At 62.4% G+C, this 21,960-nt stretch carries 23 protein-coding genes; 15 read left to right on the top strand and 8 right to left on the bottom strand.

Annotation, left to right across the window (positions count from 1 at the left end):
- Nucleotides 1-216 precede the first annotated feature (216 nt).
- Nucleotides 217-744: a septal ring lytic transglycosylase RlpA family protein gene (locus J2D73_RS06500; protein ID WP_207880561.1), complete on the bottom strand. Its 528-nt coding sequence runs from the start codon at nucleotides 742-744 to the stop codon at nucleotides 217-219.
- Nucleotides 745-961: 217 nt separating this feature from the next.
- Here J2D73_RS06500 and aroQ point away from each other — a divergent pair, with 217 nt between their 5' ends.
- The 3 genes from aroQ to accC are packed head-to-tail and all read left to right on the top strand — an operon-like array spanning nucleotide 962 to nucleotide 3,221.
- Nucleotides 962-1,417, top strand: coding sequence for a type II 3-dehydroquinate dehydratase (aroQ, locus tag J2D73_RS06495; protein WP_026396474.1), 456 nt, complete (start codon nucleotides 962-964; stop codon nucleotides 1,415-1,417).
- Entirely contained in the window at nucleotides 1,414-1,878 is a 465-nt protein-coding gene (accB, locus tag J2D73_RS06490; RefSeq protein ID WP_207880559.1) for an acetyl-CoA carboxylase biotin carboxyl carrier protein, read from the top strand. The genes aroQ and accB overlap by 4 nt, the downstream gene beginning before the upstream one ends.
- On the top strand, nucleotides 1,878-3,221 hold the full coding sequence (accC, locus tag J2D73_RS06485; RefSeq protein ID WP_207880557.1) for an acetyl-CoA carboxylase biotin carboxylase subunit: 1,344 nt from the start codon (nucleotides 1,878-1,880) through the stop codon (nucleotides 3,219-3,221). Before accB ends, accC begins: the two co-directional genes overlap by 1 nt.
- A gap of 20 nt (nucleotides 3,222-3,241) precedes the next feature.
- Here accC and J2D73_RS06480 read toward each other — a convergent pair whose 3' ends face one another.
- Nucleotides 3,242-4,180: an alpha/beta fold hydrolase gene (locus J2D73_RS06480; protein ID WP_207880554.1), complete on the bottom strand. Its 939-nt coding sequence runs from the start codon at nucleotides 4,178-4,180 to the stop codon at nucleotides 3,242-3,244.
- A 222-nt stretch (nucleotides 4,181-4,402) separates the two neighbouring features.
- On the opposite strand from J2D73_RS06480, the gene purH reads away from it, so the two are divergent.
- On the top strand, nucleotides 4,403-5,983 hold the full coding sequence (gene purH / locus J2D73_RS06475) for a bifunctional phosphoribosylaminoimidazolecarboxamide formyltransferase/IMP cyclohydrolase (RefSeq protein WP_207880551.1): 1,581 nt from the start codon (nucleotides 4,403-4,405) through the stop codon (nucleotides 5,981-5,983).
- Nucleotides 5,984-6,208: 225 nt separating this feature from the next.
- Nucleotides 6,209-6,937, top strand: coding sequence for a hypothetical protein (locus tag J2D73_RS06470; RefSeq protein WP_207880549.1), 729 nt, complete (start codon nucleotides 6,209-6,211; stop codon nucleotides 6,935-6,937).
- 2 nt (nucleotides 6,938-6,939) lie between these two features.
- On the opposite strand, the gene J2D73_RS06465 is transcribed toward J2D73_RS06470, so the two are convergent.
- The 5 genes from J2D73_RS06465 to ruvX all read right to left on the bottom strand — a co-directional run bounded on the left by J2D73_RS06465 (nucleotide 6,940) and on the right by ruvX (nucleotide 11,026).
- The gene (locus tag J2D73_RS06465) at nucleotides 6,940-7,098 is read right to left on the bottom strand and encodes a hypothetical protein (protein ID WP_207880546.1); all 159 of its coding nucleotides are present in this window, start codon (nucleotides 7,096-7,098) and stop codon (nucleotides 6,940-6,942) included.
- A 98-nt stretch (nucleotides 7,099-7,196) separates the two neighbouring features.
- Nucleotides 7,197-7,925: a class I SAM-dependent methyltransferase gene (gene trmB, locus J2D73_RS06460; protein ID WP_207880910.1), complete on the bottom strand. Its 729-nt coding sequence runs from the start codon at nucleotides 7,923-7,925 to the stop codon at nucleotides 7,197-7,199.
- 44 nt (nucleotides 7,926-7,969) lie between these two features.
- Entirely contained in the window at nucleotides 7,970-9,157 is a 1,188-nt protein-coding gene (gene metK, locus J2D73_RS06455) for a methionine adenosyltransferase (protein WP_207880542.1), read from the bottom strand.
- 338 nt (nucleotides 9,158-9,495) lie between these two features.
- Nucleotides 9,496-10,272, bottom strand: coding sequence for a 4-hydroxy-tetrahydrodipicolinate reductase (gene dapB, locus J2D73_RS06450; protein ID WP_207880539.1), 777 nt, complete (start codon nucleotides 10,270-10,272; stop codon nucleotides 9,496-9,498).
- Between the two features lie 268 nt (nucleotides 10,273-10,540).
- Nucleotides 10,541-11,026 (bottom strand): Holliday junction resolvase RuvX, encoded by a 486-nt coding sequence (gene ruvX / locus J2D73_RS06445; protein ID WP_207880908.1) that lies wholly within the window; start codon nucleotides 11,024-11,026, stop codon nucleotides 10,541-10,543.
- Between the two features lie 71 nt (nucleotides 11,027-11,097).
- Here ruvX and gatC point away from each other — a divergent pair, with 71 nt between their 5' ends.
- From gatC to gatB, 3 genes are read left to right on the top strand one after another with little or no spacing between them, the layout of a single operon-like run.
- Nucleotides 11,098-11,388 carry an Asp-tRNA(Asn)/Glu-tRNA(Gln) amidotransferase subunit GatC gene (gatC, locus tag J2D73_RS06440; RefSeq protein WP_026396482.1) on the top strand — a complete coding sequence of 97 codons (291 nt, stop codon included), beginning with the start codon at nucleotides 11,098-11,100 and terminating at the stop codon, nucleotides 11,386-11,388.
- Nucleotides 11,388-12,869, top strand: coding sequence for an Asp-tRNA(Asn)/Glu-tRNA(Gln) amidotransferase subunit GatA (gene gatA, locus J2D73_RS06435; protein WP_207880906.1), 1,482 nt, complete (start codon nucleotides 11,388-11,390; stop codon nucleotides 12,867-12,869). Before gatC ends, gatA begins: the two co-directional genes overlap by 1 nt.
- Entirely contained in the window at nucleotides 12,866-14,320 is a 1,455-nt protein-coding gene (gatB, locus tag J2D73_RS06430) for an Asp-tRNA(Asn)/Glu-tRNA(Gln) amidotransferase subunit GatB (protein ID WP_207880536.1), read from the top strand. The genes gatA and gatB overlap by 4 nt, the downstream gene beginning before the upstream one ends.
- Nucleotides 14,321-14,819: 499 nt before the next feature.
- Here the strand turns inward: gatB and J2D73_RS06425 are convergent, their stop codons facing one another.
- Complete coding sequence (locus tag J2D73_RS06425; RefSeq protein WP_207880533.1) at nucleotides 14,820-15,701, bottom strand: LysR family transcriptional regulator; 882 nt, start codon at nucleotides 15,699-15,701, stop codon at nucleotides 14,820-14,822.
- Nucleotides 15,702-15,812: 111 nt separating this feature from the next.
- Here J2D73_RS06425 and mdcA point away from each other — a divergent pair, with 111 nt between their 5' ends.
- Genes mdcA through J2D73_RS06390 form a run of 7 tightly spaced genes read left to right on the top strand, consistent with a single transcriptional unit; the run spans nucleotide 15,813 to nucleotide 21,959 of the window.
- Nucleotides 15,813-17,456 (top strand): malonate decarboxylase subunit alpha, encoded by a 1,644-nt coding sequence (gene mdcA, locus J2D73_RS06420; RefSeq protein ID WP_207880530.1) that lies wholly within the window; start codon nucleotides 15,813-15,815, stop codon nucleotides 17,454-17,456.
- Between the two features lie 6 nt (nucleotides 17,457-17,462).
- On the top strand, nucleotides 17,463-17,777 hold the full coding sequence (gene mdcC, locus J2D73_RS06415; protein ID WP_207880527.1) for a malonate decarboxylase acyl carrier protein: 315 nt from the start codon (nucleotides 17,463-17,465) through the stop codon (nucleotides 17,775-17,777).
- Complete coding sequence (locus tag J2D73_RS06410) at nucleotides 17,774-18,703, top strand: biotin-independent malonate decarboxylase subunit beta (RefSeq protein WP_207880523.1); 930 nt, start codon at nucleotides 17,774-17,776, stop codon at nucleotides 18,701-18,703. Before mdcC ends, J2D73_RS06410 begins: the two co-directional genes overlap by 4 nt.
- Nucleotides 18,690-19,418: a biotin-independent malonate decarboxylase subunit gamma gene (locus tag J2D73_RS06405; RefSeq protein WP_207880517.1), complete on the top strand. Its 729-nt coding sequence runs from the start codon at nucleotides 18,690-18,692 to the stop codon at nucleotides 19,416-19,418. The genes J2D73_RS06410 and J2D73_RS06405 overlap by 14 nt, the downstream gene beginning before the upstream one ends.
- Entirely contained in the window at nucleotides 19,419-20,105 is a 687-nt protein-coding gene (mdcG, locus tag J2D73_RS06400; protein WP_207880514.1) for a malonate decarboxylase holo-[acyl-carrier-protein] synthase, read from the top strand.
- Nucleotides 20,102-20,965: a triphosphoribosyl-dephospho-CoA synthase MdcB gene (gene mdcB / locus J2D73_RS06395; protein WP_207880510.1), complete on the top strand. Its 864-nt coding sequence runs from the start codon at nucleotides 20,102-20,104 to the stop codon at nucleotides 20,963-20,965. Before mdcG ends, mdcB begins: the two co-directional genes overlap by 4 nt.
- 34 nt (nucleotides 20,966-20,999) lie before the next feature.
- Nucleotides 21,000-21,959: an AEC family transporter gene (locus J2D73_RS06390; RefSeq protein WP_207880507.1), complete on the top strand. Its 960-nt coding sequence runs from the start codon at nucleotides 21,000-21,002 to the stop codon at nucleotides 21,957-21,959.
- Nucleotide 21,960: the final 1 nt, after the last annotated feature.

Genomic DNA, 21,960 nt, shown 5'->3' with positions numbered 1-21,960 from the left:
TGCGAGAGGCTTCAGGTTTTGTTCTGGCGGCACATGCGCCATGCGCCGCGCTCGGTGGGTTGACTGCGCCTCAACCTGAGTAGGGGCGTCCTGCGCAAACTTGGGATAAGGGACTGCGGGCTTCAAGCATTTCCAAAACCCGATGCCGTCGCCATTTCCGACCGAGTGAAGGTCGCTTTCCACGAGAGCATGACCGAGCGTATTTTGCTTCGGAGCCTAGCGCTCAGGAGCCTGCGCAACCTCTAAGGGCTCTGCGTCACTTCCCGAGGCCGGGGTAATCTTCACGTGCGCAACGCCAGCGCCAAGCATGCCAATTCGCGCAGCAGCCGCGTGAGACAGGTCGATGATTCGTCCGCGCGCGTAAGGCCCACGGTCATTTACGGTCACGACGACAGAACGACCGGTCTCTTCCGATTCAACAAGGAGCTTGGACCCGATTGGGGCCGTTGGGTGCGCCGCGGTCAGTTCAGCCTGATTGAAGCGGCCGCCCTGCGCGTTCCGGCGGCCGGAAAACCGCCCGCCATACCAACTCGCAACACCTTTCTGTGTCCATGCATGAGTGGCCGAGGCCAATTCGTGCGCCCTGCGGGAGAGAGCTTCACGTACCGAAGCGGCCCAAGACGTGTGAGCATGCGTCGCATCACCCGAAGGGACGCTCGCCGTGGCGTCGGCCGTCGCCAGGAAGCCAGAAAGGGCAAGGGTAAAGTAAACGCCCCGCTGAATTTTCCCGCGTTGTAACCGCACCCAACTTTCTCACACCTGTTTCAACCGACGCCCACCAAAGCCGCCCTTGAACGCAATTACAAGCAAAAAGCGTAATTGCGTGGTTTCAAAGGCGCTCCGGCGCGGGGTCTTTCGTGGATTTTCACCATGCAGGATCGTCAATACGACCGGCACTATCGACGTAAGCAAGCACGCTGCTCTTGGAGTGGATCGCGCGGCGTGCTAACGGCCCGTCATCATGGAGCGCCCTCTGATCGCCGTATTCAACGGCCCCAACCTCAACATGCTTGGCCTTCGCCAACCGGAAGTCTACGGACGCGCCACGCTGGACGACGTAGAACTGTTATGCGCGCAGACGGCCGAGCGCCTCGACGTGGCGATCGATTTTCGCCAGACCAACGGCGAGGGCGAGCTTATTTCCTGGGTGCAGGAATGCAGGGGACGAGCGCAGGGCATCATCATCAACCCGGCGGGTTACTCACACACATCTGTGGCCCTGCTTGACGCTTTGCTGGCCGTCGATCTTCCAGTTATCGAGGTTCATATCTCGAATATCCACCGCCGGGAGCCTTTCCGTCACCATTCATACGTTTCGCGGGGCGCGCTCGGCGTAATCTGCGGGCTTGGCGTGCCGGGTTATGCGCTGGCGCTTCAGGCCATGACTGACATCATCATTAACGAGGACCTTCAATGAGCCAGATGCTCGTGGACGCGGATGCCATACGGGCATTGGCGAACATTCTGAACGACACCGGACTGACCGAGATCGAGGTTTCGGAGAAAGACAGCCGCATCCGCGTCGTCCGCGCCGTCGCCCCCGTCGCCGCTCAGGCAGTCGCCCCCGTCGCGGTGGCCGCGCCCGCCGCCCCTGCGCCCGCCGCCACGCCGGTTCCGACTGCTCCGGCGGATCTGTCCAAACACCCAGGCGCCGTGAACAGCCCGATGGTCGGCATCGCCTATCTCGCGCCCGATCCGTCGTCTCCGCCGTTCGTCGCCGTTGGGCAGACGGTGGCCGCAGGGCAGACGCTGCTGCTTATCGAAGCGATGAAGACCTTCAACCAGATCAAGGCCCCGAAAGGCGGCACGCTGAAGCAGGTCCTCGTGACGTCCGGCGATCCGGTCGAATTCGGTCAGCCTCTCGTCATCGTCGAGTGATGTTCTCCAAGATCCTCATCGCCAATCGAGGCGAAATCGCCCTGCGCGTGCTCCGCGCCTGTCGCGAAATGGGCATCCGCACCGTGGCCGTCCACTCCACCGTGGACGCCGACGCAATGCACGTCCGCCTCGCGGATGAGGCTGTGTGCATAGGCCCGCCGACAGCGCGCGAGTCCTATTTGAACGTCGCGGCGATTCTATCCGCCGCCACGATCACCGGCGCCGAAGCGATCCATCCCGGATACGGCTTCCTGTCGGAAAACGCGGATTTCGCCGAAACCGTGGAGGCACACGGTCTGACCTTCATCGGCCCGACCGCGCAGCACATCCGCACGATGGGCGACAAGATCAGCGCAAAAACGACCATGCAGGCGCTCGGCGTGCCGCTGGTGCCGGGCTCCGACGGCGAACTGGTCAACCTCGATCAGGCGCGCGAAGTTGCGGCTCAGATCGGCTATCCCGTGCTGATCAAAGCCGCAGCTGGCGGCGGTGGGCGCGGCATGAAAGTCGCGCATGACGAAAGCGAGATCGCCGAAGCCTGGAGCGTAGCCCGCACCGAGGCTCTGGCCGCATTCGGCAACGACGCTGTCTACCTTGAGAAATACCTCGACCGGCCGCGCCATATCGAGTTGCAGATCCTCGGAGACACCCACGGCAACGTGGTGCATTTCGGCGAGCGCGACTGCTCGTTGCAGCGCCGTCATCAGAAGCTGCTCGAAGAAGCGGGCTCCCCTGCTCTGACAGCCGCCGAGCGCGACGCGATCGGCGCCACGGCGACAGCGGCGCTGTCGAAGATGGGTTACCGTAATGCGGGCACGCTGGAGTTCCTGTATCAGGACGGTCAGTTCTGCTTCATCGAGATGAACACCCGTCTGCAGGTCGAACATCCAGTGACCGAAATGGTGTGCGATATCGACCTGGTCCGCGAACAGATACGCATCGCGGCGGGCGAGCCTCTTGGCTACGAGCAGAAGGACATCACCTTCTCCGGCCATGCCATCGAGTGTCGCATCAACGCCGAAGACCCTGAGACATTTGCACCGAGCCCCGGCTCGATCACCATGTTCCACCCGCCCGGCGGGCCGGGCGTGCGCATGGACAGCGCGATCTTCACGGGATACCGCGTGCCGCCGTACTACGACAGCATGGTCGCCAAACTGATCGTCCACGCTCCGACGCGCGACGCCGCCATCCGACGGATGCAGCGCGCGCTGGACGAAATCGTCGTGGAAGGCGTGAAGACGGTCATCCCGTTGCACCGCCGCATCATGGCGGATCCGGAGTTCCAGAAGGGCGACTACACCATCCACTGGCTCGAGCGATTCACCGCCCGCAAGGCCTGACTGGTGCGGTCGCCTCTGGGTCAGGGGCGACCGTTCAGGAAATCATGCAACGCCGCGTGAAACAGGTTCGGCGCCTGCAGAAACGCGAAGTGGCTGGAATCCGGCAAAATCAGCAGATACGCGCCGGGAATCATATGTGACATGGCCACCGTGTGTTCCTGACGGATCATCTCGTCATGATCGCCGTCGACGACCCAGACAGGCGTATGGATCGTCGCCAGACGCCCGGCGTCCCAATGGGGTTCCCGTCCCCACATCGCCTGCACACTTGGCGCGAACGTGTTGAACTCCCCCGGCGTCGGCGAAAGCCGCTGATATTCTGATCGCGCCCGATCAAAAAAACATCTTACGACCGTCGACTGCCCCGCGTTCGGATCGTTGCCCCCGGGATCGACATTGGCGCCGAAGGCGAACACGCGGCTGATGCGATCCGCGTGATTCAGCGCCAGATCAAGCCCCACGATGGCGCCGTCGCTCCACCCGATGATCGCAGCCTTGTCTATCCGCAGATGATCGAGCACCGCGACCGCGTCCTCCATCATCAGGTCATAGCCCAGCCGCTCCGTTCCTGCCGTGCTCCGCCCGTGCCCGCGGCTGTCGAGCAGAATGACCCGATAGCCATCAGCGACCAGATTCCGCGCCTGAGCCGCAAGGAAATTCGCGTTGGCCATCCCTCCGTGCAGCATCAGCACGGGCTCGCCTGTTCCCGCTTCCGCATAAAATAAAGAGGCGCCGCGATTGCGCAGATGGCCGGTCCGAAATATCGGTCCGAGGTCTGGCGTCGGTGGGAGCGTTCGCCAACGTGGCGCCGACGGCTCGTCACAAGCGTCGGGCGGCGCCGCGAAAAGACCGGCTGGCGCAAGGTGAAGGCCCACAACGACGGCCGCCGCCAACCGGAACCGCCGCGATTTCGGGCGCGGTGGCATACGCGGCGACAGGCGCGAAGGCGGTGAAAACATTCGAAAGCTCCTCGCGCTGCGTCGACAGGGGCGTCGCCGACGTCTTCTCTCCCATGTCAGCACACCGCCGCCGCACCGGTCGAGCCGCGCAGCGGGGCAGCCGCCTGCCCATCGACGGTTGCCACACGCAGGATGCACGGTTAAACGCCCCGTTTATTGCGCCAGATCCGCCTCCGTTCGCGCGCAGGGCGGCGCGCCAGACGTTACGAAAGACCCGCCCTAATGGACCAGTCCACATCGCTGCGCGTCGCGCGCGCTCTCATCTCGGTTTCCGACAAGACCGGCTTGATCGACCTCGGCCGCGCGCTTGTCGCGCACGGGGCGGAAATCCTGTCCACAGGCGGTTCCGCCAAGGCGCTGCGCGACGCAGGGTTACCCGTGACCGAGGTGTCAGACCACACCGGCTTCCCGGAGATCCTCGACGGCCGCGTGAAGACGCTGGTCCCCCAAATTCATGGCGGCATCCTCGGTCGCCGCGATCTTCCCGCCCATGTGGACCAGATGCAGGCGCATCAGATCTCCCCGATCGATCTGGTCGCGGTGAATCTCTATCCCTTCGAGGCGACTGTTGCTTCAGGAGCTGGCGCCGAGGACTGCATCGAGAACATCGACATCGGCGGCCCCGCCCTGATCCGCGCAGCGGCGAAGAATCATGACCATGTCGCAGTGCTGACCAGCCCGACGCAGTACGCCGAAATCATCACGGCGCTGGAACAGGGCGGCACGACCTTGCAGGCGCGCCGCGCCCTTGCGGGCGCCGCTTACGCTCGCACCTCCGCCTACGACGCCGCGATCTCGGCGTGGTTCGCAAAAGAACGGGCCGACCTGCTGCCGGAGCGCCTGACCATCGCCGGCGAACGCGCCGAAGTGCTCCGTTACGGTGAAAATCCGCACCAGCAGGCGGCGTTCTACCGCAATAGCGAGGCGCGGCCCGGCGTCGCGACCGCGCGGCAGGTTCAGGGCAAGGCCCTGTCCTACAACAACCTCAACGACACGGACGCCGCCTTCGAAGCGGTCGCCGAGTTCAGCGAACCGGCGGTCGTGATCGTCAAGCACGCCAACCCGTGTGGCGTGGCGACGGCTTCCAGCCTGTCTTCCGCATGGGATCTCGCGCTCCGGTGCGATCCTGTCTCCGCTTTCGGCGGCATCGTGGCCCTCAACCAGGCGCTGGACGAGGAAACGGCCGAGAAGATCGCCTCGATCTTCACCGAAGTCATTGTCGCGCCAGACGCCACAGTAGGCGCCATGAACGCACTGGCGCGGAAGAAGAACCTCCGCCTGTTGCTGACCGGCGCTCTCCCCGACCCGTCTCAGGGCGGGCTTGTCGTCCGTTCGCTTGCTGGCGGTTTTCTGGCGCAGACCCGCGACAACGGGCGCATCGGCGTAGCGGATCTGAAGGTCGTCACGAAGAAGGCGCCGACCGAGACCGAGATGGCCGACCTCCTGTTCGCGTTCCGGGTGGCCAAGCATGTGAAGTCCAACGCCATCGTCTACGCAAAGGGCGGCGCCACGGTCGGCGTCGGCGCCGGGCAGATGAGCCGCCTCGACTCCGCGCGCATCGCCGCCAGCAAGGCCGGGGACATCGCCAAGACGCTGGGGCAGGACGCGCCGCTGACGAAAGGAAGCGTCGCCGCTTCCGACGCGTTCTTCCCCTTTGCCGACGGTCTTGAAACCATTGTCGCGGCAGGCGCCACTGCGGTTATCCAGCCCGGCGGATCGATCCGCGACGATGAAGTCATCGCCGCAGCTGACGCAGCCGGGATCGCTATGGTCTTCACCGGCATGCGTCATTTCCGGCACTGACCCGCACGCGCCCCCATTGCTCGCCGGGAGCGAAAGTGGCGAGATTGCTGGTCTCACGCGTCAGAGGCTGATCCGTTAGCGTTCTCGCCCAGATCGGCCTCAGACTTCTTGTTCGACGTGCATCTGTTATCCGATCAAAGTTCTGATCGGATCGAATGGCGTTCCAATGATCGCGTCTCTGCGTTTCTCAGCGAATCGCATAGGTCGCGGCAAGTCGAGGCGATCATGCGTCACTTTCTCAAGTCAACGTTTGCGACTCTGCTCTTGTCTGTCGCCGCGTCCACGCTCGGCGCAGGCTACGCAAGCGCTGCGAACGGCCCCACGGCCGATTCTGTCTACGATCTCTCCGGCCTGCCGACCTTCGGCGGAACCGTCTCCCAATATCTGCCTTCGCCGAGCGGGCAACTTTCGGGTTTCGTGCTCTCTGACGGCACTGAGGTTTTCCTCTCCCGACAGTTGGCCGAGACGCTTCCAAAGCTGGTTAAACCGGGCGAACGCGTCAGCGGGTCAGGCCTCAAGGGAAAATCCCTCCCCATCTTCCGCGCTGTCGCCGTTTCCGGCCCCCACGGGCAGGGCTCGGACGATACGGCGATAACCATGCCGCAGCACGGCTCAGAAATGCTGGCCGGACCGGATCTGGTCGTCAGCGGCGTTGTGGGGCAACAGTTGTATAACGTGCGTGGCCTTCTGGCAGGCGCGATCCTGAAAGACCATACCGTCGTAAGCCTCTCCCCCGGCGGCGCCGCCAAAGTAGCTTCATGGCTTTCTCCCGGGTCGAAAATCTATGCGGTGGGGCCCGGCGCGACCGGCGATCTCGGGAAGGCTTTGTCCGCGCGGGAAATCGGCCCGAGTGCCGATCATCTGGTCACCGTGGTCGCGGACGACGCGCCAGAGGCAGGCAATCCCCCCGGTTCACCGGGGTACGACGTGATCCCGGCTTCGGAGAGCCACTGACATCACCTGAAGACACGCATGAACGGGACCATCTCCACAGGCCCGGCGACTTCGTTGGAGATGCTTCCTGCAACCTGAAGCTGCGGCGCGGCGTAAAGCCGCCCGCCACGAAAATGTCGCGCCGGGGGCACGTTCTCGGCGGGATACCCCGAACGCTTCAAAATCTGTTTCGAGAGAAATCTTGCCGAGCAACCGGGTTAGGTGCGTCTGCGAAGAATACGAACTCCGCAGTACGCGCACCCCCGTGCGCCAGCGCGCCTCAGACGCCGTGGCGGCGCGTGAAACTCCAGTATAAAGGCTGCCGCCCTGCCGCCAGAGCTTTCGCTTCATAACGCGTAGGAGCCCAGTCATCGGGTCGTGTGGTGGCTGGCGCTTCCACATCGAAGAACGTCTGAGCCGCCATCACTTCCTCGACCCAGTTCTGATAGGTCGGATCGTCGCTGGCGACGCGCCAGATCGCGCCCGGCTTAAGAGCGCGGGCGACCAGCGGCAAATTCCCCGGGTGGACGAATCGTCGCTTGGTGTGGCGCGCCTTTGGCCAAGGGTCGGGAAACATAAGGAACAGTCGGTCCAGAGAGGCCTCAGGCAACGCCGCAAGCAATTCCCGCGCGTCCTCGTCCCAGATACGCAACATCGGCGGCGTTGACGCAGTCGCTTCCTCGGCCTCCGGAAACAGACGGCCCAGCAATGAGCACAATCCGTTCTCGAAAACTTCAGAGGCGATATAGCCGACCTGCGGATGCGCCGCGATCTGCGCAGCCGTGTGTTCGCCGCCGCCGAAACCGACCTCCAGCCATACCTGTTCCGGAGGGACATCGAACGCCTCGGCAGGGTTCGTCGCATTGGAAAGGGCGAATCTCATGCGGGGCAAAGATTCGTCGATCAGCCTTTGCTGCCGGGGGCGCAGTGGATGACCACGTTGCCGCCCATAAAGGCGTATGGCGGGGGGTTTGAGAGTAACGGAGGAGGACTCCGCCTCCTCCTCAATCGCGGTCCGGACCAAGTCTGCGGCCTTATTAACGGACGTGAATATCAGCGATTGAACGCGCCGCGAAGCGCGTCGACGAGATCAATGCGCTCCCACGGGAAGGTGTCGCGCGCTTCGTCCGGGGTGCGTCCGAAATGCCCGTATGCCGAGGTCTCGGCATAGATCGGGCGGTTCAGACGCAGATGCTGACGGATGCCGCGCGGCGAGAGGTTCATCACCTCGCGCAGGACGCGGCCGAGCTTCGCCTCGTCGATGTCCTTGCCTGTTCCGTCGAGGTCTACATAGACGGACAGCGGGTGCGACACGCCGATAGCGTAAGAAATCTGCAGCGTGCAACGATCGGCGAGGCCCGCGGCCACGACGTTCTTCGCCAGATAGCGGCAGGCGTAGGCGGCCGAGCGGTCAACCTTCGTCGGATCCTTGCCGGAGAATGCGCCGCCGCCATGCGGGGCCGCGCCGCCGTAGGTGTCGACGATGATCTTGCGGCCGGTCAGGCCGGCGTCGCCGTCCGGGCCGCCTATCACGAAGATGCCGGTCGGGTTGACGTAGAATTCGTCTTCCGGCGGCAGCCATCCTTCGGGAAGCACGTCAGCGACGATCGTCCGCAGTTCGTCACGAAGCTGCTTCTGGTTCATGCCCTCGTCATGCTGCGTCGAGATCACGACGGAGGTCGCGCCGACCGGTTTGCCGTTGACATAACGAAGAGTCACCTGGCTTTTCGCATCGGGCTGGAGACCGAAAGCGCGCTTGTCGCCTGCGCGACGCAGATCGCGCATGGTCTTCAGAATGCTGTGCGAATAGTAAAGCGGAGCCGGCATGAAGGTGTCGGTTTCGTTGGTCGCGAAACCGAACATGATGCCCTGGTCGCCCGCGCCCTCGTCTTTCTCGCCCGCGCTGTCGACGCCGACAGCGATGTCCGCGGACTGCGCGTGCAGATAGTTGCTGATTTCGGCGTTCTTCCAAGAGAAGCCGGCCTGATCGTAACCGATGTCGCGGATCGCCTCGCGCGTCAGTTCGATCAGTCCTTCGGACGTCACGGACGCAGGGCCGCGCACTTCGCCCGCGAGAACGACGCGGTTAGTGGTCACCAGCGTTTCGCAGGCGACGCGGGCCTCCGGGTCGGCGCCGAGATAGGCGTCAAGCACCGTATCGCTGATGCGGTCCGCGACCTTGTCCGGATGACCCTCGGACACTGATTCCGAAGTAAACAGGAACTCGCCGTGCTTGAGCATGATTGTGCTGAACGCCTCGCAAAAAATGGAATTACGCCGCGACCTCGCGCGCCGCTGCGAATAAAAGACCGACGTCGTTTGGCCGAGGATGGGGGCGGGGTCAAGTTAAGACCGATGCAGTCACGCATGAGCGCCTATTCACGTATATCTGACGTGAATAGGCGTGGACGCTCGCGTGACGCCCACGACCATCGCCGACCAGCGACCTGACAATGAGCGCCGTGTAGAGACCGCACATTCCGGAGCGCCGCTAAGAAAAGAGTATTTCTTCTGTCCTGCCGTCGCCAATTATCACCGACGACGAGGCGCATAAAACTCCGCGCAGGCAGTTCTTATGTTCAGATCAGGCCGAGCACATGCTCCATCGAGTATAGGCCCGCTGCCTGTTTCGCCGCCCACGCCGCCGCCATGACGGCGCCGTCGGAAAACACCCGCCGGTCGAACGCCCGGTGCGTAAGGCCGATCTGTTCGCGCGCGGAGGTAAAGAGCGCCGTGTGCTCGCCGACGATCTGCCCGCCCCGCAACGCCGCAAAACCGATGCCGCCTGTCGAACGCGCGCCGCAATGCCCTTCCCGCGCCGGTTCGCGCACGGCGTCGAGCGTGACCCCGCGTCCCGCCGCTACGGCTGCGCCTATGGACAACGCGGTGCCGGAAGGCGCGTCGACTTTCTGCCTGTGATGCATCTCGACTATTTCAGCATCGTAGGTCTCCGCCGGAAGCGCCGCGCCCATCTGTCGTGCAAGACGCTCAACCAACGTGACTCCGGGCGAGAAATTGGCTGCCTGAACCACCGGCGCCCGTTCACTGGCCACCACCACCGCAGCCTGATCAATGGCGGAGAGACCTGTCGTCCCCAGCACCCAGGCGACCCGAGCTTCTGAAACAATTTCCGCATGACGAGCCACTGTCGACACGTGTGTAAAGTCGATCACGACGTCGACATCCGCGATCAGTTCGCTCAGGTCGCTGGCGATTCTCACGTCCGCAATCGGAGACTCCGCGCGCGAGGTGCCGCCGACCAGCGCGTATCCGGATTCCCGCACGCTCAGGACCAGATTTTTGCCCATCCGGCCTGTCACGCCGGCGATGGCGACCCGCAACGTATCTTTGGTCATGTCCTGAAAACGCCTTCAACCATCATCACAACCCGCGGCGCCATTGTAGCCGCCATGGTCATCGAGACGCGCTCAAGGCGAAACAATACCCAAGGTGGCGGCGCGATCCGGGGGGAAGATCACGCCGCCGGTATTCATCCACGGTGCGATTTGGGGGGATCACCATGGACCCCTCCTCCTACGACGTTTGCCCAACACGTTCAACGCCAATACGGATCGATTTCGATATGAGGGCGACCACCGCCCCAGCGGCGAGGCCAACTTTTCACTATGGGGCGTGGCTAAACGCGTCGCCGCCATAACGATCCAGCGCTCCCTGAAGCATGTAGGCGGCCGCCATCTTGTCCACGGTCTCCTGCCTTCGCTTACGCGACATGTCAGCCTCCTGAATCAGGAGGCGATTGACCGCGCTGGACGATAATCGTTCGTCCCACAACGCTGCGGCCACACCTATGCGCTGCGACAGATCCTGCGCCCAGTCGCGCGCAGCCTGCGCAGCCGGACCGAAATCGCCGTCGAGCGATAAAGGCAGACCGACGACGATGCCGCCGACATCGTGCTCACGCACGATCGCGTCGATACGAGGGGCCATGGCGCCCAACTTGTCCCGCTTGAGAACGGAGTATGGCGATGCGACCATCCGCATCACGTCGGACAGCGCGAGGCCCACGAGACGCGCGCCCGGATCGATGCCGAGAAGCCTTTTGCCTGGTGAGAGGTCGGCGAAGAGCCGGTCCATGTTGAACAGTGCCATAGGCTGGGGGTATGTTGCCGCGCCGCCGGCCACGCCAGCGTTTTTTTTCCTCTGATGAGAGTTTTTGCTGCATGTCGCTCGATCTCGCGACCACGAGACGTATCGCCAAACTGGCCCGGATCGGCCTTGACGATCAGGAAATCGAAACCGTGCGCGCCCAGATGGGCGGCATCCTTGGCTGGATCGAGATCCTGAACGAGGTCGACGTTGAGGGCGTGCCCCCGATGGTCGGCACGTCTCAAACCACCGCCCTGCCCCAGCGGCAGGACGCCGTGACCGACGGTGATCGCCAGAATGACGTGCTGGCAAACGCTCCGGACCGTGAGGGTCCCTTCTTTACTGTGCCGAAGGTGGTCGAATGATGCTGACCGATCTGACCATCGCACAGGCCGCCGAAGGCCTGCGCAAACACGACTTTACCGCCGTCGAACTGACGAACGCGCATGTCGAGGCGATCGGCGCGCTGAACGGGCGTCTGAACGCCTACATCACCGTCACCGCCGATCAGGCGACGGAGGCGGCCGCTCAGGCTGACAGGAACCTCGCCGCCGGCGACGCCCCGACGCTGACCGGCATCCCGCTCGGCATCAAGGATCTGTTCTGCACAAAGGGCGTACGGACGACGGCGGCCAGCCGCATCCTCGGCGATTTCACGCCGCCATATGAGAGCACGGTCACGGCGAACCTGCTCGCCAATGGCGCGGTGTTCGTCGGCAAGACGAATCTCGACGAGTTCGCGATGGGCTCGACGAACCTGACCTCCGCGTTCGGCGCGGTTGAAAACCCCTGGCGGCGCAATGGCGACGATACCCCGCTGGTACCGGGCGGTTCGTCCGGCGGCTCGGCCGCTGCGGTCGCGGCGCATCTCGCCATGGGCGCGACGGGCACGGACACGGGCGGATCGATCCGTCAGCCTGCGGCGTATTGCGGCATCGTCGGGCTGAAGCCGACCTATGGACGGTGCAGCCGCTGGGGCACGATCGCCTTCGCAAGCTCGCTGGATCAGGCTGGCCCGATGACCCGCACGGTCGAGGACGCGGCGATCATGCTCGCCGCCATGGCCGGTCACGACGCAAAGGACAGCACCAGCGCCAACATCGCCGTGCCTGATTATCGCGCCGCCTGCGGACGCAGCCTGAAGGGCCTGCGCGTGGGCGTACCCGCCGAATATCGCGCGCCCGGCATGTCCGCCGAACTTCAGGCCGTGTGGGATCGCGGCGTCGCGATGCTGCGTGAGGCCGGATGCGAGATCGTGGACGTGTCTCTGCCGCATACGAAATACGGTCTGGCGACGTACTACATCATCGCCCCCGCCGAGGCGTCGTCCAATCTCGCCCGCTATGACGGCGTGCGATTCGGCGATCGCCGCGAAGGCGCAAGCCTGGACGAATTGTATGAGCGCACCCGCCATGACGGCTTTGGCGAGGAAGTGCGCCGCCGTATTCTGGTCGGAACCTACGTGCTCTCGGCCGGGTATTACGACGCCTACTACCTGCGCGCGCAGAAGATCCGCACACTGATCCAGCGCGACTTCACGCAGGCGTTTGAAGCGGCGGACGTGTTGCTGACCCCCACCGCGCCAACCGCCGCGTTTGGGCATAACGAGAAGCCGGAAGACCCCGTGCAGATGTATCTGAACGACGTTTTCACCGTACCCGCGAGCATGGCGGGCCAGCCAGCCCTGTCGGTGCCGGTGTCATTGGACAGCACAGGCCTGCCGCTTGGCCTGCAGCTGATCGGACGGCACTTCGACGAGGAAACGCTGATCGCTGTCGGCTCGGCTCTTGAAAAGGCCGCCGACTTTACCGCGCGCCCCACTTTCCGCGCAGGAGCAGCGGCATGACGTATACTCTGGAAGGCGCCACCGGGACGTGGGAGATCGTCGTCGGGCTGGAAATTCACGCGCAGGTCATCAGCCAGTCGAAGCTGTTCTCTGGCGCCTCGACCCTGTTCGGCGGCGAGCCGAACACGCAGGTCAGCCTGATCGACGCCGGATTTCCGGGCATGTTGCCGGTCATCAACCATGAGTGCGTGGCGCAGGCTATCCGCACCGGGCTCGGGCTGAAAGCGCATATCAATCTGGAAAGCCGGTTCGACCGGAAGAACTATTTCTACGCCGATCTTCCGCAGGGGTATCAGATCAGCCAGTTCACCCACCCGATCGTGGGCTCGGGCGTGGTTGAAATCGAGCTTTCTGACGGCTCCACGCGCCAGATCGGCGTCACGCGTCTGCATCTGGAGCAGGACGCGGGGAAGCTCTTGCACGATCAGGATCCGAAGCGCTCGTTCGTGGACCTGAACCGCGCGGGCGTCGCGCTGATGGAGATCGTCAGCGAGCCTGACATCCGCTCTCCAGAGGAAGCAGGCGCATATCTGCGCAAGATGCGCCAGATCCTGCGTTACCTCGGCACCTGCGACGGCAACATGGACGAAGGCTCCATGCGCGCCGACGTGAACGTGTCGGTCCGCAAGGCGGGCGAGCCGTTCCGAACGCGCTGCGAGATCAAGAACGTCAACTCGATCCGCTTCGTCACACAGGCGATCGAGATCGAAGCCATGCGTCAGATCGAGGTCTGGGAATCCGGTGGCACAGTCGATCAGGAAACACGCCTGTTTGACCCCGGTCGTGGCGAAACGCGTTCGCTCCGGTCCAAGGAAGATGCGCACGATTACCGCTATTTCCCGGACCCGGACCTGTTGCCGCTTGTCGTCGAGCAGTCCTGGGTGGATGAGCTGAAAGCTCACCTCCCAGAGCTTCCCGACGACAAGCGCGCGCGTTTCCAGACGGAATACGGAATCACCGCGTATGATTCCGGCGTTCTGGTCGCGGAGCAGGCGATGGCGGATTTCTATGAATCCGTCGCCAAAGGTCGTGATGGCAAGATGACCGCCGCCTGGATGACGGGCGATTTCTTTGCCGCCCTCAACCGCACGGGCAAGGCGATCGAGGAAAGCCCCGTTGGCGCGGACAAGCTTGGCGGTATGCTCGACCTGATCACCGACGGCACGATCAACGGCAAGATCGCCAAGGAAGTGCTGGAGACGATGTTCGAAACCGGCGAGGCGCCGCTTGAGATCGTCGAACGTAAAGGCCTGCGGCAGGTCACCGACACCGGCGCTATTGAGGCGGCGGCTGACGAAATCATCGCAGCCAATCAGGACAAGGTCGAACAGTATCTCGGCGGCAAGGACAAGCTGTTCGGCTTCTTCGTTGGGCAGGTGATGAAAGCGACGCAGGGCAAGGCGAACCCCGCGATCGTCAACGATATCCTCAAGAAAAAAATTCACGGCTGAGGTCGTGCCGAGAGAGCCCAACCTCACGTCGGCTCTTTTTAACATGACGCCCGGAAACGGGCGTTGTGCGTTTCTTTTGGAAGTCGCCCTCCCCTGACTGCTTCGTGTCTGCACAATGGCAACCCCTTGCTGCACACACACTCGAAACAATTGCTCAGATTATTGAACGATCTGAATTGCGATTAGCGAGAACACGCCCAGGATCGATAGAGGGGTATTTTTAGATTATTTATTCAAAATTAAAGTATTTTAAAAACTGCGACCGCCGATTTGCGCCCCTTCGACTATAGACCGTATGCGCTCCGCCGGAATTACCGCCGCGACGCGTTCGCCGAGCGCCATCACCGTCAGTCAAAAACAACCATCAATTTTGATCAAATCCTGGATTTACGAGAATACCCAGCCTCACTATTTCAATGAATAATCTACTCTGTATCAGTGTATTTATTTGAGCAGGGCATACCCTACCCTGCTCAGAGCGACGCTCAGCGAGCATCCATCAGGCTACGGGAAACCGCCGCCTGTCCAGAAGCGCCAAATTTTCGTGTATGGCCTTGATAAGGGCCTCGACCGCCGCGTTTCCCTCTGAACCTTTCTGTTTTTCCAAAATAAAAGGCAAAGCGGGGAGCGGCGGCAGTCCGACCGCGTCGTGATCCAGCACCTCCAGTCCTTCAGGCACGAAACTACGCCCGAACACGGACAGACCTAGTCCTGCGAGGACACCCGCGCGTAAACCAGTGATGCTAAGGCTGGTATGGGCGATACGGAACGGGATCGCGCACCGTTCCAGCGTCTCTATCACCATGGCGCGACTGATGCTCGGTTCGGGATGCAACGCAAGCGGCAACGGTCGCAACGTTCCGATTTCAGGTTCCTCAGGCGCGGCGACCCAGACCAGCGGATCGTCCAGCAACGGTTCAGCGTCTTTCGCGGACTGGCGCGCTTTCGCGAGCACGATGTCGAAGACACCCTCATGCAGCTTCTGAAGCAGGTTAACGCTCAGGCCGATCTCGATCTGCAACGTCACGTCAGGGTAAATTCTTCGAAACCGCCTGAGAATATCGGGAAGACGCGATGTCGCAAAATCCTCAGCGACGCCCATATGTACAAAACCGCTCACGCCGGGCGCGTTGAACTCTCTTTCGGCGTCCTGAATTGCGCCACAAATGCGGCGCGCATGAACCAACAGTCTCTCACCGTCCGGCAACAGGGTGACCTTATGGGTCGAACGCTGAAGCAGCCGCCGCCCGACCTGATTCTCCAGGCGCTTGATCTGCTGGCTTACCGAAGATTGCGTGAGACCGAGGCGATCCGCCGCCTGCGTGAAACTCGCCTCTTCAACGACCGTCAGGAAACTTTCCAAAAGCGTAGTGTCGATCATGATAACAACATTAATTACATCACTCACCAAGCTGTCAAAAATTTATTCTATCACTGACAGCCCCATGAGCCTACTGTCGCCTTATTCGCTCGCCTGACAGGATTGGGAGCAATGCGGGACTGGACTAGACAAAAAACGGAACGCGCGACGCGGATGGACGCTGCGGCGCCGTTCGCTGACGGCAAGGTTGTCGCGGCAGATAACGCCACGGATATGCTGCGGCGCGTCATAAAATCAGGCGACCGGGTGTGCCTCGAAGGCGACAACCAGAAGCAGGCGGATTTCCTCGCCTCCTGTCTGGCGCAGGTCGACCCGGCCGACATTCACGATCTGCATATAGTGCAATCGGGCCTCGTGCTGCCGGAGCACCTTGACCTCTTCCGCCTCGGGATCGCGAAAAAACTCGATTTTTCCTATTCGGGCCCGCAGTCGGGCGCTATCGCCCGCGCGCTGGACCAGGGCAAGATCGAACTCGGCGCCATCCATACCTATATCGAGTTGTTCGCCCGCTATTATGTTGATCTGACGCCTAATGTGGCGCTGATCGCAGGCGTGTGCGCCGACCGGGATGGTAACCTTTACACAGGCCCGAACACTGAAGACACGCCAACGATCGTCGAGGCTACCGCCTACAAGAGCGGCGTCGTCATCGCGCAGGTCAACAGGATCGTGGACAAGGTTCCCCGCGTCGATATTCCGGGCGACCAGATCGACTTTGTGGTCGAGGCTCCGCGACCTTTTTATGTAGAGCCCCTGTTCACCCGTGATCCCGGCGCTGTCACGGATTCCCAGATCCTGATGGCCATGATCGCGCTGAAGGGAATTTATGCTGAATATAAGCCGAAGCGGCTGAACCACGGCATTGGTTTCGCTACGGCTGCCATTGAACTACTTCTTCCGACATACGGAGAGAAGCTGGGCCTGCGCGGCGAGGTCGCGACGCACTGGGCGCTGAATCCGCACCCGACGCTCATCCCCGCTATAGAAAGCGGCTGGGTGGAGCAGATCCACTGCTTCGGTAGCGAAGTCGGCATGGACCGCTATATGTCGGCACGACCGGACGTCTATTTCACGGGCAAGGATGGAACGCTACGCTCCAACCGTCTGATGTGTCAGAACGCCGGGCTTTACGCCTGCGACATGTTCATCGGCTCCACGCTGCAGATCGACCTTGCAGGCAACTCCTCCACGGTGACGCCGGATCGCATTGCGGGCTTCGGCGGCGCGCCAAATATGGGCTCAGACGCTCATGGCCGCAGACACGTTTCCGACGCCTGGCTAAAAGCCGGACGGGAGGCGGCGGGCGATAGCGGGCCACTCGTGCGCGGGCGTAAGCTTGTCGTGCAGATGGTCGAAACTTTCGGCGAGGGCATGAAGCCCGCATTCGTGGAAGAACTGGACAGTCTCGCTCTGGCTCGCAAGTTGAACATGGAACTTGCGCCAGTCATGATCTTCGGAGACGACGTCACACACATTGTGACGGAAGAGGGCATCGCCAATCTCCTGCTGTGCCGCAACGCTGACGATGTGGAGCAGGCCATTCGCGGCGTCGCCGGCTATACGCCAGTTGGCCTGGCCCGCGACAAGGCGAAAGTCGAGGCCCTGCGCCAACGCGGCGTGATCCGTCGTCCGGAAGATCTGGGCGTGGACCCGATGGAAGCAAGCCGCAATCTTCTCGCCGCGCGCTCCATTCGTGATCTCGTGACCTGGTCGGACGGGCTTTACAGCCCGCCGTCGAAATTTCGCAATTGGTGAGAGGTTATGGAAACATTCACCATTCGCGCTCAGGCGCGAGCATCGCTCCCCGGGACCGGACGACAGGCGATTGTCGGCGTCGTGGCGTCAGGAAATCTTGAGGTGCTGCTTGAGCGCAGTGAAACTGGCGACGCCGTCGTCGTGGACGTGACCACATCGGCCCGAGGATTTCGGGCCGTGTGGGAAGCTGTGGTCGCGGATTTCATCGCCCGCTCTTCGCCCGGAGGAGTGCGGTTCTCCATCCATGACAATGGCGCGCGGCCCGACACGGTCACGTTGCGTCTGCTTCAGGGCGTAAAACTTCTGGAGACGCAGCCATGATCCCGGAAGAAATCGTCCGCAGCCCAAGTTGGTACGAATCCAGCGCCCGCAACCGTATTGCAGGCGTGCTCGACGCCGACACATTCCACGAAATTCTCGGCCCGGCTGAACGGGTCATGAGCCCGCATCTTGAATTGTTCGATCTGCCGCCAGCTTTCGACGACGGAGTCATCGTCGGGCGCGGTCAGCTCGATGGCAAACCTGTTGCGATCATCGCCCAGGAAGGCCAGTTCATGGGCGGGACGTTCGCAGAAGTCAGCGGCGCGAAGATCGTCGGGCTGCTGCGCGCCGTCACGGCGGCGGCTGGAACGCCGGACGGTGTCAGCGCGGTCCTGCTGCTTCTCGATACAGGGGGAGTGCGTCTGCAGGAAGCGAACGCGGGCGAACTCGCGGTGTCGGAGACCGTTCGCGCGCTTCTCGGCGTTCGCGCCGCAGGAATTCCCGTTGTGGCCCTGGTCGGCGGACGCGCGGGCGCGTTCGGTGGTGGTGGCATCGTTACGGCCTGTTGCTCTCACGTCGTCATTTCCGAACAGGGGCGCATTTCCGTCACCGGGCCGGAAGTCATCGAAACCAACAAGGGAGCGGAGGAATTTGACTCACGCGACCGCGCTCTTGTCTGGCGCGTCACCGGTGGTCGCAGCCGTGTGCTGCTGGGCGGGGCCGACAGTTATGTGAAGGGCGACGTCGCCAGCTTCCGCGCCGCCGCCGCCCGTTCACGCAACGCTGCGCCGCCGTTCACGCTGGAAACGATGGCGGCAGAGCAGGAGCGTCTGGAAAAACGCCTGTCAAGTTACGGAGATTGTCGCGACACCCCGGAAATCTGGGCGCGCGCCGGTCTTGCGGACCCGGCGTCGGTTCCTGACATCGACGACGACGCTTTCCTTGCGCTTCTTTCCGAACGGGAGATCAAACATGACGCCCGTTGAGCTTCTCACACGGTTGTTTCCGTCTGGCCACGAAGTAGTCGCCGGGCCGTTCAACACTCTCGCCGGTCGCGCCATCCTGACGGACGGGGCCGCTGTCGAGGTTGTCGGAGTCACGGACGGCGCACCGCTCAGCCCTGAAATCGCCACTGAACTGGCGGGCAGGATTATCCGCATCGTTCAGGACGGCAAGAAAACGCCGATCGTGCTTCTGATCGACACAGCCAGCCAGCGCATGACGCGACGCGACGAGATGCTTGGCCTGAACGAATATCTTGCTCACCTAGCGAAAGTCGTCACGCTGGCCGGACTGTCGGGGCACCGGACTGTCGCCGTGCTCTACGGCGCGGCGGCGGCGGGCGCGTTCATCGCCACCGCATTGGCTGCGCAAACGTTGATCACGATTGATGGCGCACATCCGAGCGTCATGGACCTTCCGTCGATCGCGCGCGTAACCAAGCTTCCTCTGCAGCTCCTCGAGAAGAAAGCTGAAACGACGCCCATATTCGCGCCTGGCGTAACGCCCCTCGCCGCGACCGGGGCTGTGTTGGAAAACTGGTCCGAGGCGGATAATTTTTCAAACCGCCTTGAAACAGCCCTGACGCTGGAAGCATCTTCCGACACGCGCGACACACTCGGCGAGGAGCGCGGCGGCCGCAAGGTCGCCTATTCCGTCGCGTTGAGAGTCGCTGCGGAATTCGAAAAAGCAGCGCGCTGAATGGTGCTTATCCGGCGCCATGCGTTGGTCACCGTCTCGCCCTCAGCATGGCGTGAGGTCGCGGGTGACCATCCACTTAGGGAGGTCCGCGACTGGGCTGCCCTGCGTCGGCCTCTGGTCTGTCGGCGCCCTGCCCCAGACGAGGACGCTGGCGTCGCCCTCGGGCTGCCGCTGCCGCCCTCGCTCGGAAAACTCAGGCTGCCTTTTCTCTTGCCGATGGACTCCCTTACACCGTTCGACGGCTCCACGGCTTTGTCCGCACTGGACGCAAAGCCAGATTCGTTCTGGCGGCCAGACGTTGCGAAACTGCTCCGGCTTGCGATCCGTCACGACATCGCTCCGGAGGCGACCGGCAGCCTGCTTTGGCAAAGCGTTACTGGTCTGGATTATCTATCCGCTACGTCCGATCTGGATATCCTGTGGCGCGTCGATCCCGTGCGGCACGACACGGCGTCCCTCCTTCGCGATCTGGCCGCCCTGACCAACGCATTGACGATGCGCCTCGATGGCGAGGTCATATTTCCGGACGATCGGGGCGTTCAGTGGCGGGAGTTACACGACTCAGCGAGCCGCGACGGCGATGAGACAGTGCTTGCAAAATCGCTGCGCCATGGCGTGGAGATGGTCACAGTCACGTCTCTCTTCACGCGCGACACGGCGTCTTCGCGAGATGTTATGGCGTCATGAATTTCCTGGGCGCCCCTCCCCTTGTGCAGCCGGAGCTTTCCGAAGCGAAAATCGTGGCACAGTCTGCCCACGATTGTCTGATGGATGAGGTAATGACCTGGCCTAAACCCGGCCTGGTCAGTCACGTCGACAACGGCAGCCACCGGGATATGAGCGTATCGACGTTCATAAAAAGCGCTTCGTCAATTGAGCCATTTTTTGAATCTTTATACGGTGCGGGACATCGGAATGCCGCTCTTTCCGAACTGCGCCGCATAGGGCTTGCCGCCGAGCGCGCGATGTTGGAGGCGACCAACGGCGTCAATACGCATCGCGGCGCAATCTGGGGACTGGGCCTGCTATGTGCAGCCGCAGGCTGGCGCGCCAGATACGACGCCACGATGTCGTGCGGCGAAGTCGTGCGGGCTGTGTGGGGCGACGCCATTCGGGCCACGCCGGTCGTGGCGACCAGCAACGGCGGTCGCGTCTGCACTCAGTATGGTGTGGGCGGCGCCCGCCTTGAGGCGGCGAACGGATTTCCTGTCGTGTACAAAATCGGGCTCGCCGCGCTGCGCAGTAGCCGTCGCGCTAACCCGACGCATACGGAAGCGGCGCGCGTGCAATGCTGCATGGCGTTGATCGCCGCCGTAGACGACACAAACCTTCTTCATCGTGGCGGCGTCGCAGGGCTGCGCCACGCACAGGAGAGCGCACGCGCGTTTCTTTCCGACGGCGGCGTCAATGTTCCGGGGTGGAAAATTCGTGCTGCGGCTATGCATGCGGATTTTGTGGCCCGTAACCTGTCCCCCGGCGGCGCGGCCGATGGACTGGCGATGAGTCTATTTGTTGAAAAAATCGACGCATTCGACGAGCGTTTTTAAATAAATAAAAACTGTAACAAACAGAGGTCAGAAAATGATCCAGGTGCTTCTTACATCTCTCGTTCCAATATTCGCAATCATGGCCGCCGGCTATGTCGCTGGCAAACAAGGAAAAATTGATAACCGCAATGTCGCCAGCCTGAATGTGCTGACAATGGAGTTCGCTCTTCCCGCTGCGTTGTTCGCGACGACAGCCCGGGCCTCCCGTCAGGTTCTGGCCGAACAATGGCCGCTGCTCCTGACACTGCTCCTTGGAATGCTACTCATATTTGCGCTGGTGTGGTGTTTGGCGCGGTTCGTGTTCGGCGCATCGGCCGCGGTCTCGGCGGTTATGGCGCTCAGCGTATCGTTGCCGAACTATGCGGCCGCCGGAATACCGCTCGCCTCCGCCGTGTTCGGAACGACTGGAAAGCTCTATATTACAACTGCGATTGTCTCCGGCGCCATCGTCATGTCGCCATTGACCCTCGCCTTTCTTGAAGCCTCCAAGGCTCAGGGGGACATCAGCGGCGTGCGCCTGCTCTTTCAGTCCATCGGTCGCTCGATGCTCAAGCCCCTCGTCGTGGCGCCGTTTCTTGGCGTGGCGGTCGCCCTTGTCGGGCTTGAACTTCCGGTTTTCATAATCCGGTCCTTCGATCTTCTCGGACAGGCCACGGCTGGCGTCGCGCTGTTCGTCACCGGCCTGATCCTGAGCGCGCAGAAGGTCTCCTGGTCGCCGCGCATCATCGGACTGTCGGTTTTGTGCAATATCATACAGCCGCTGCTCGGCGTGTTGCTTGTCAGCATCATCCCCATGCCGGCAGAAATGGCGCACGCCGTCATTCTGCTGCTCGCATTGCCTGCAGGGTTCTTTGGCCTTCTCTTCGCCCTGCGTTATCAAGCCGACAGCCGGGACGCTGGTTCGATCATGGTGGTCAGCACATTGCTCAGCCTCATCACCCTGACGGCCGCGCTATGGCTTACGGCAACGCCACTGGCTCACGCCGCTTCTTGAC

Source organism: Acetobacter sacchari (genome assembly GCF_017377715.1).
Taxonomy (GTDB): domain Bacteria; phylum Pseudomonadota; class Alphaproteobacteria; order Acetobacterales; family Acetobacteraceae; genus Acetobacter; species Acetobacter sacchari.
The sequence above is the reverse complement of the archived record's forward strand: the minus strand, read 5'-3'. Positions and strand labels throughout refer to the sequence as shown.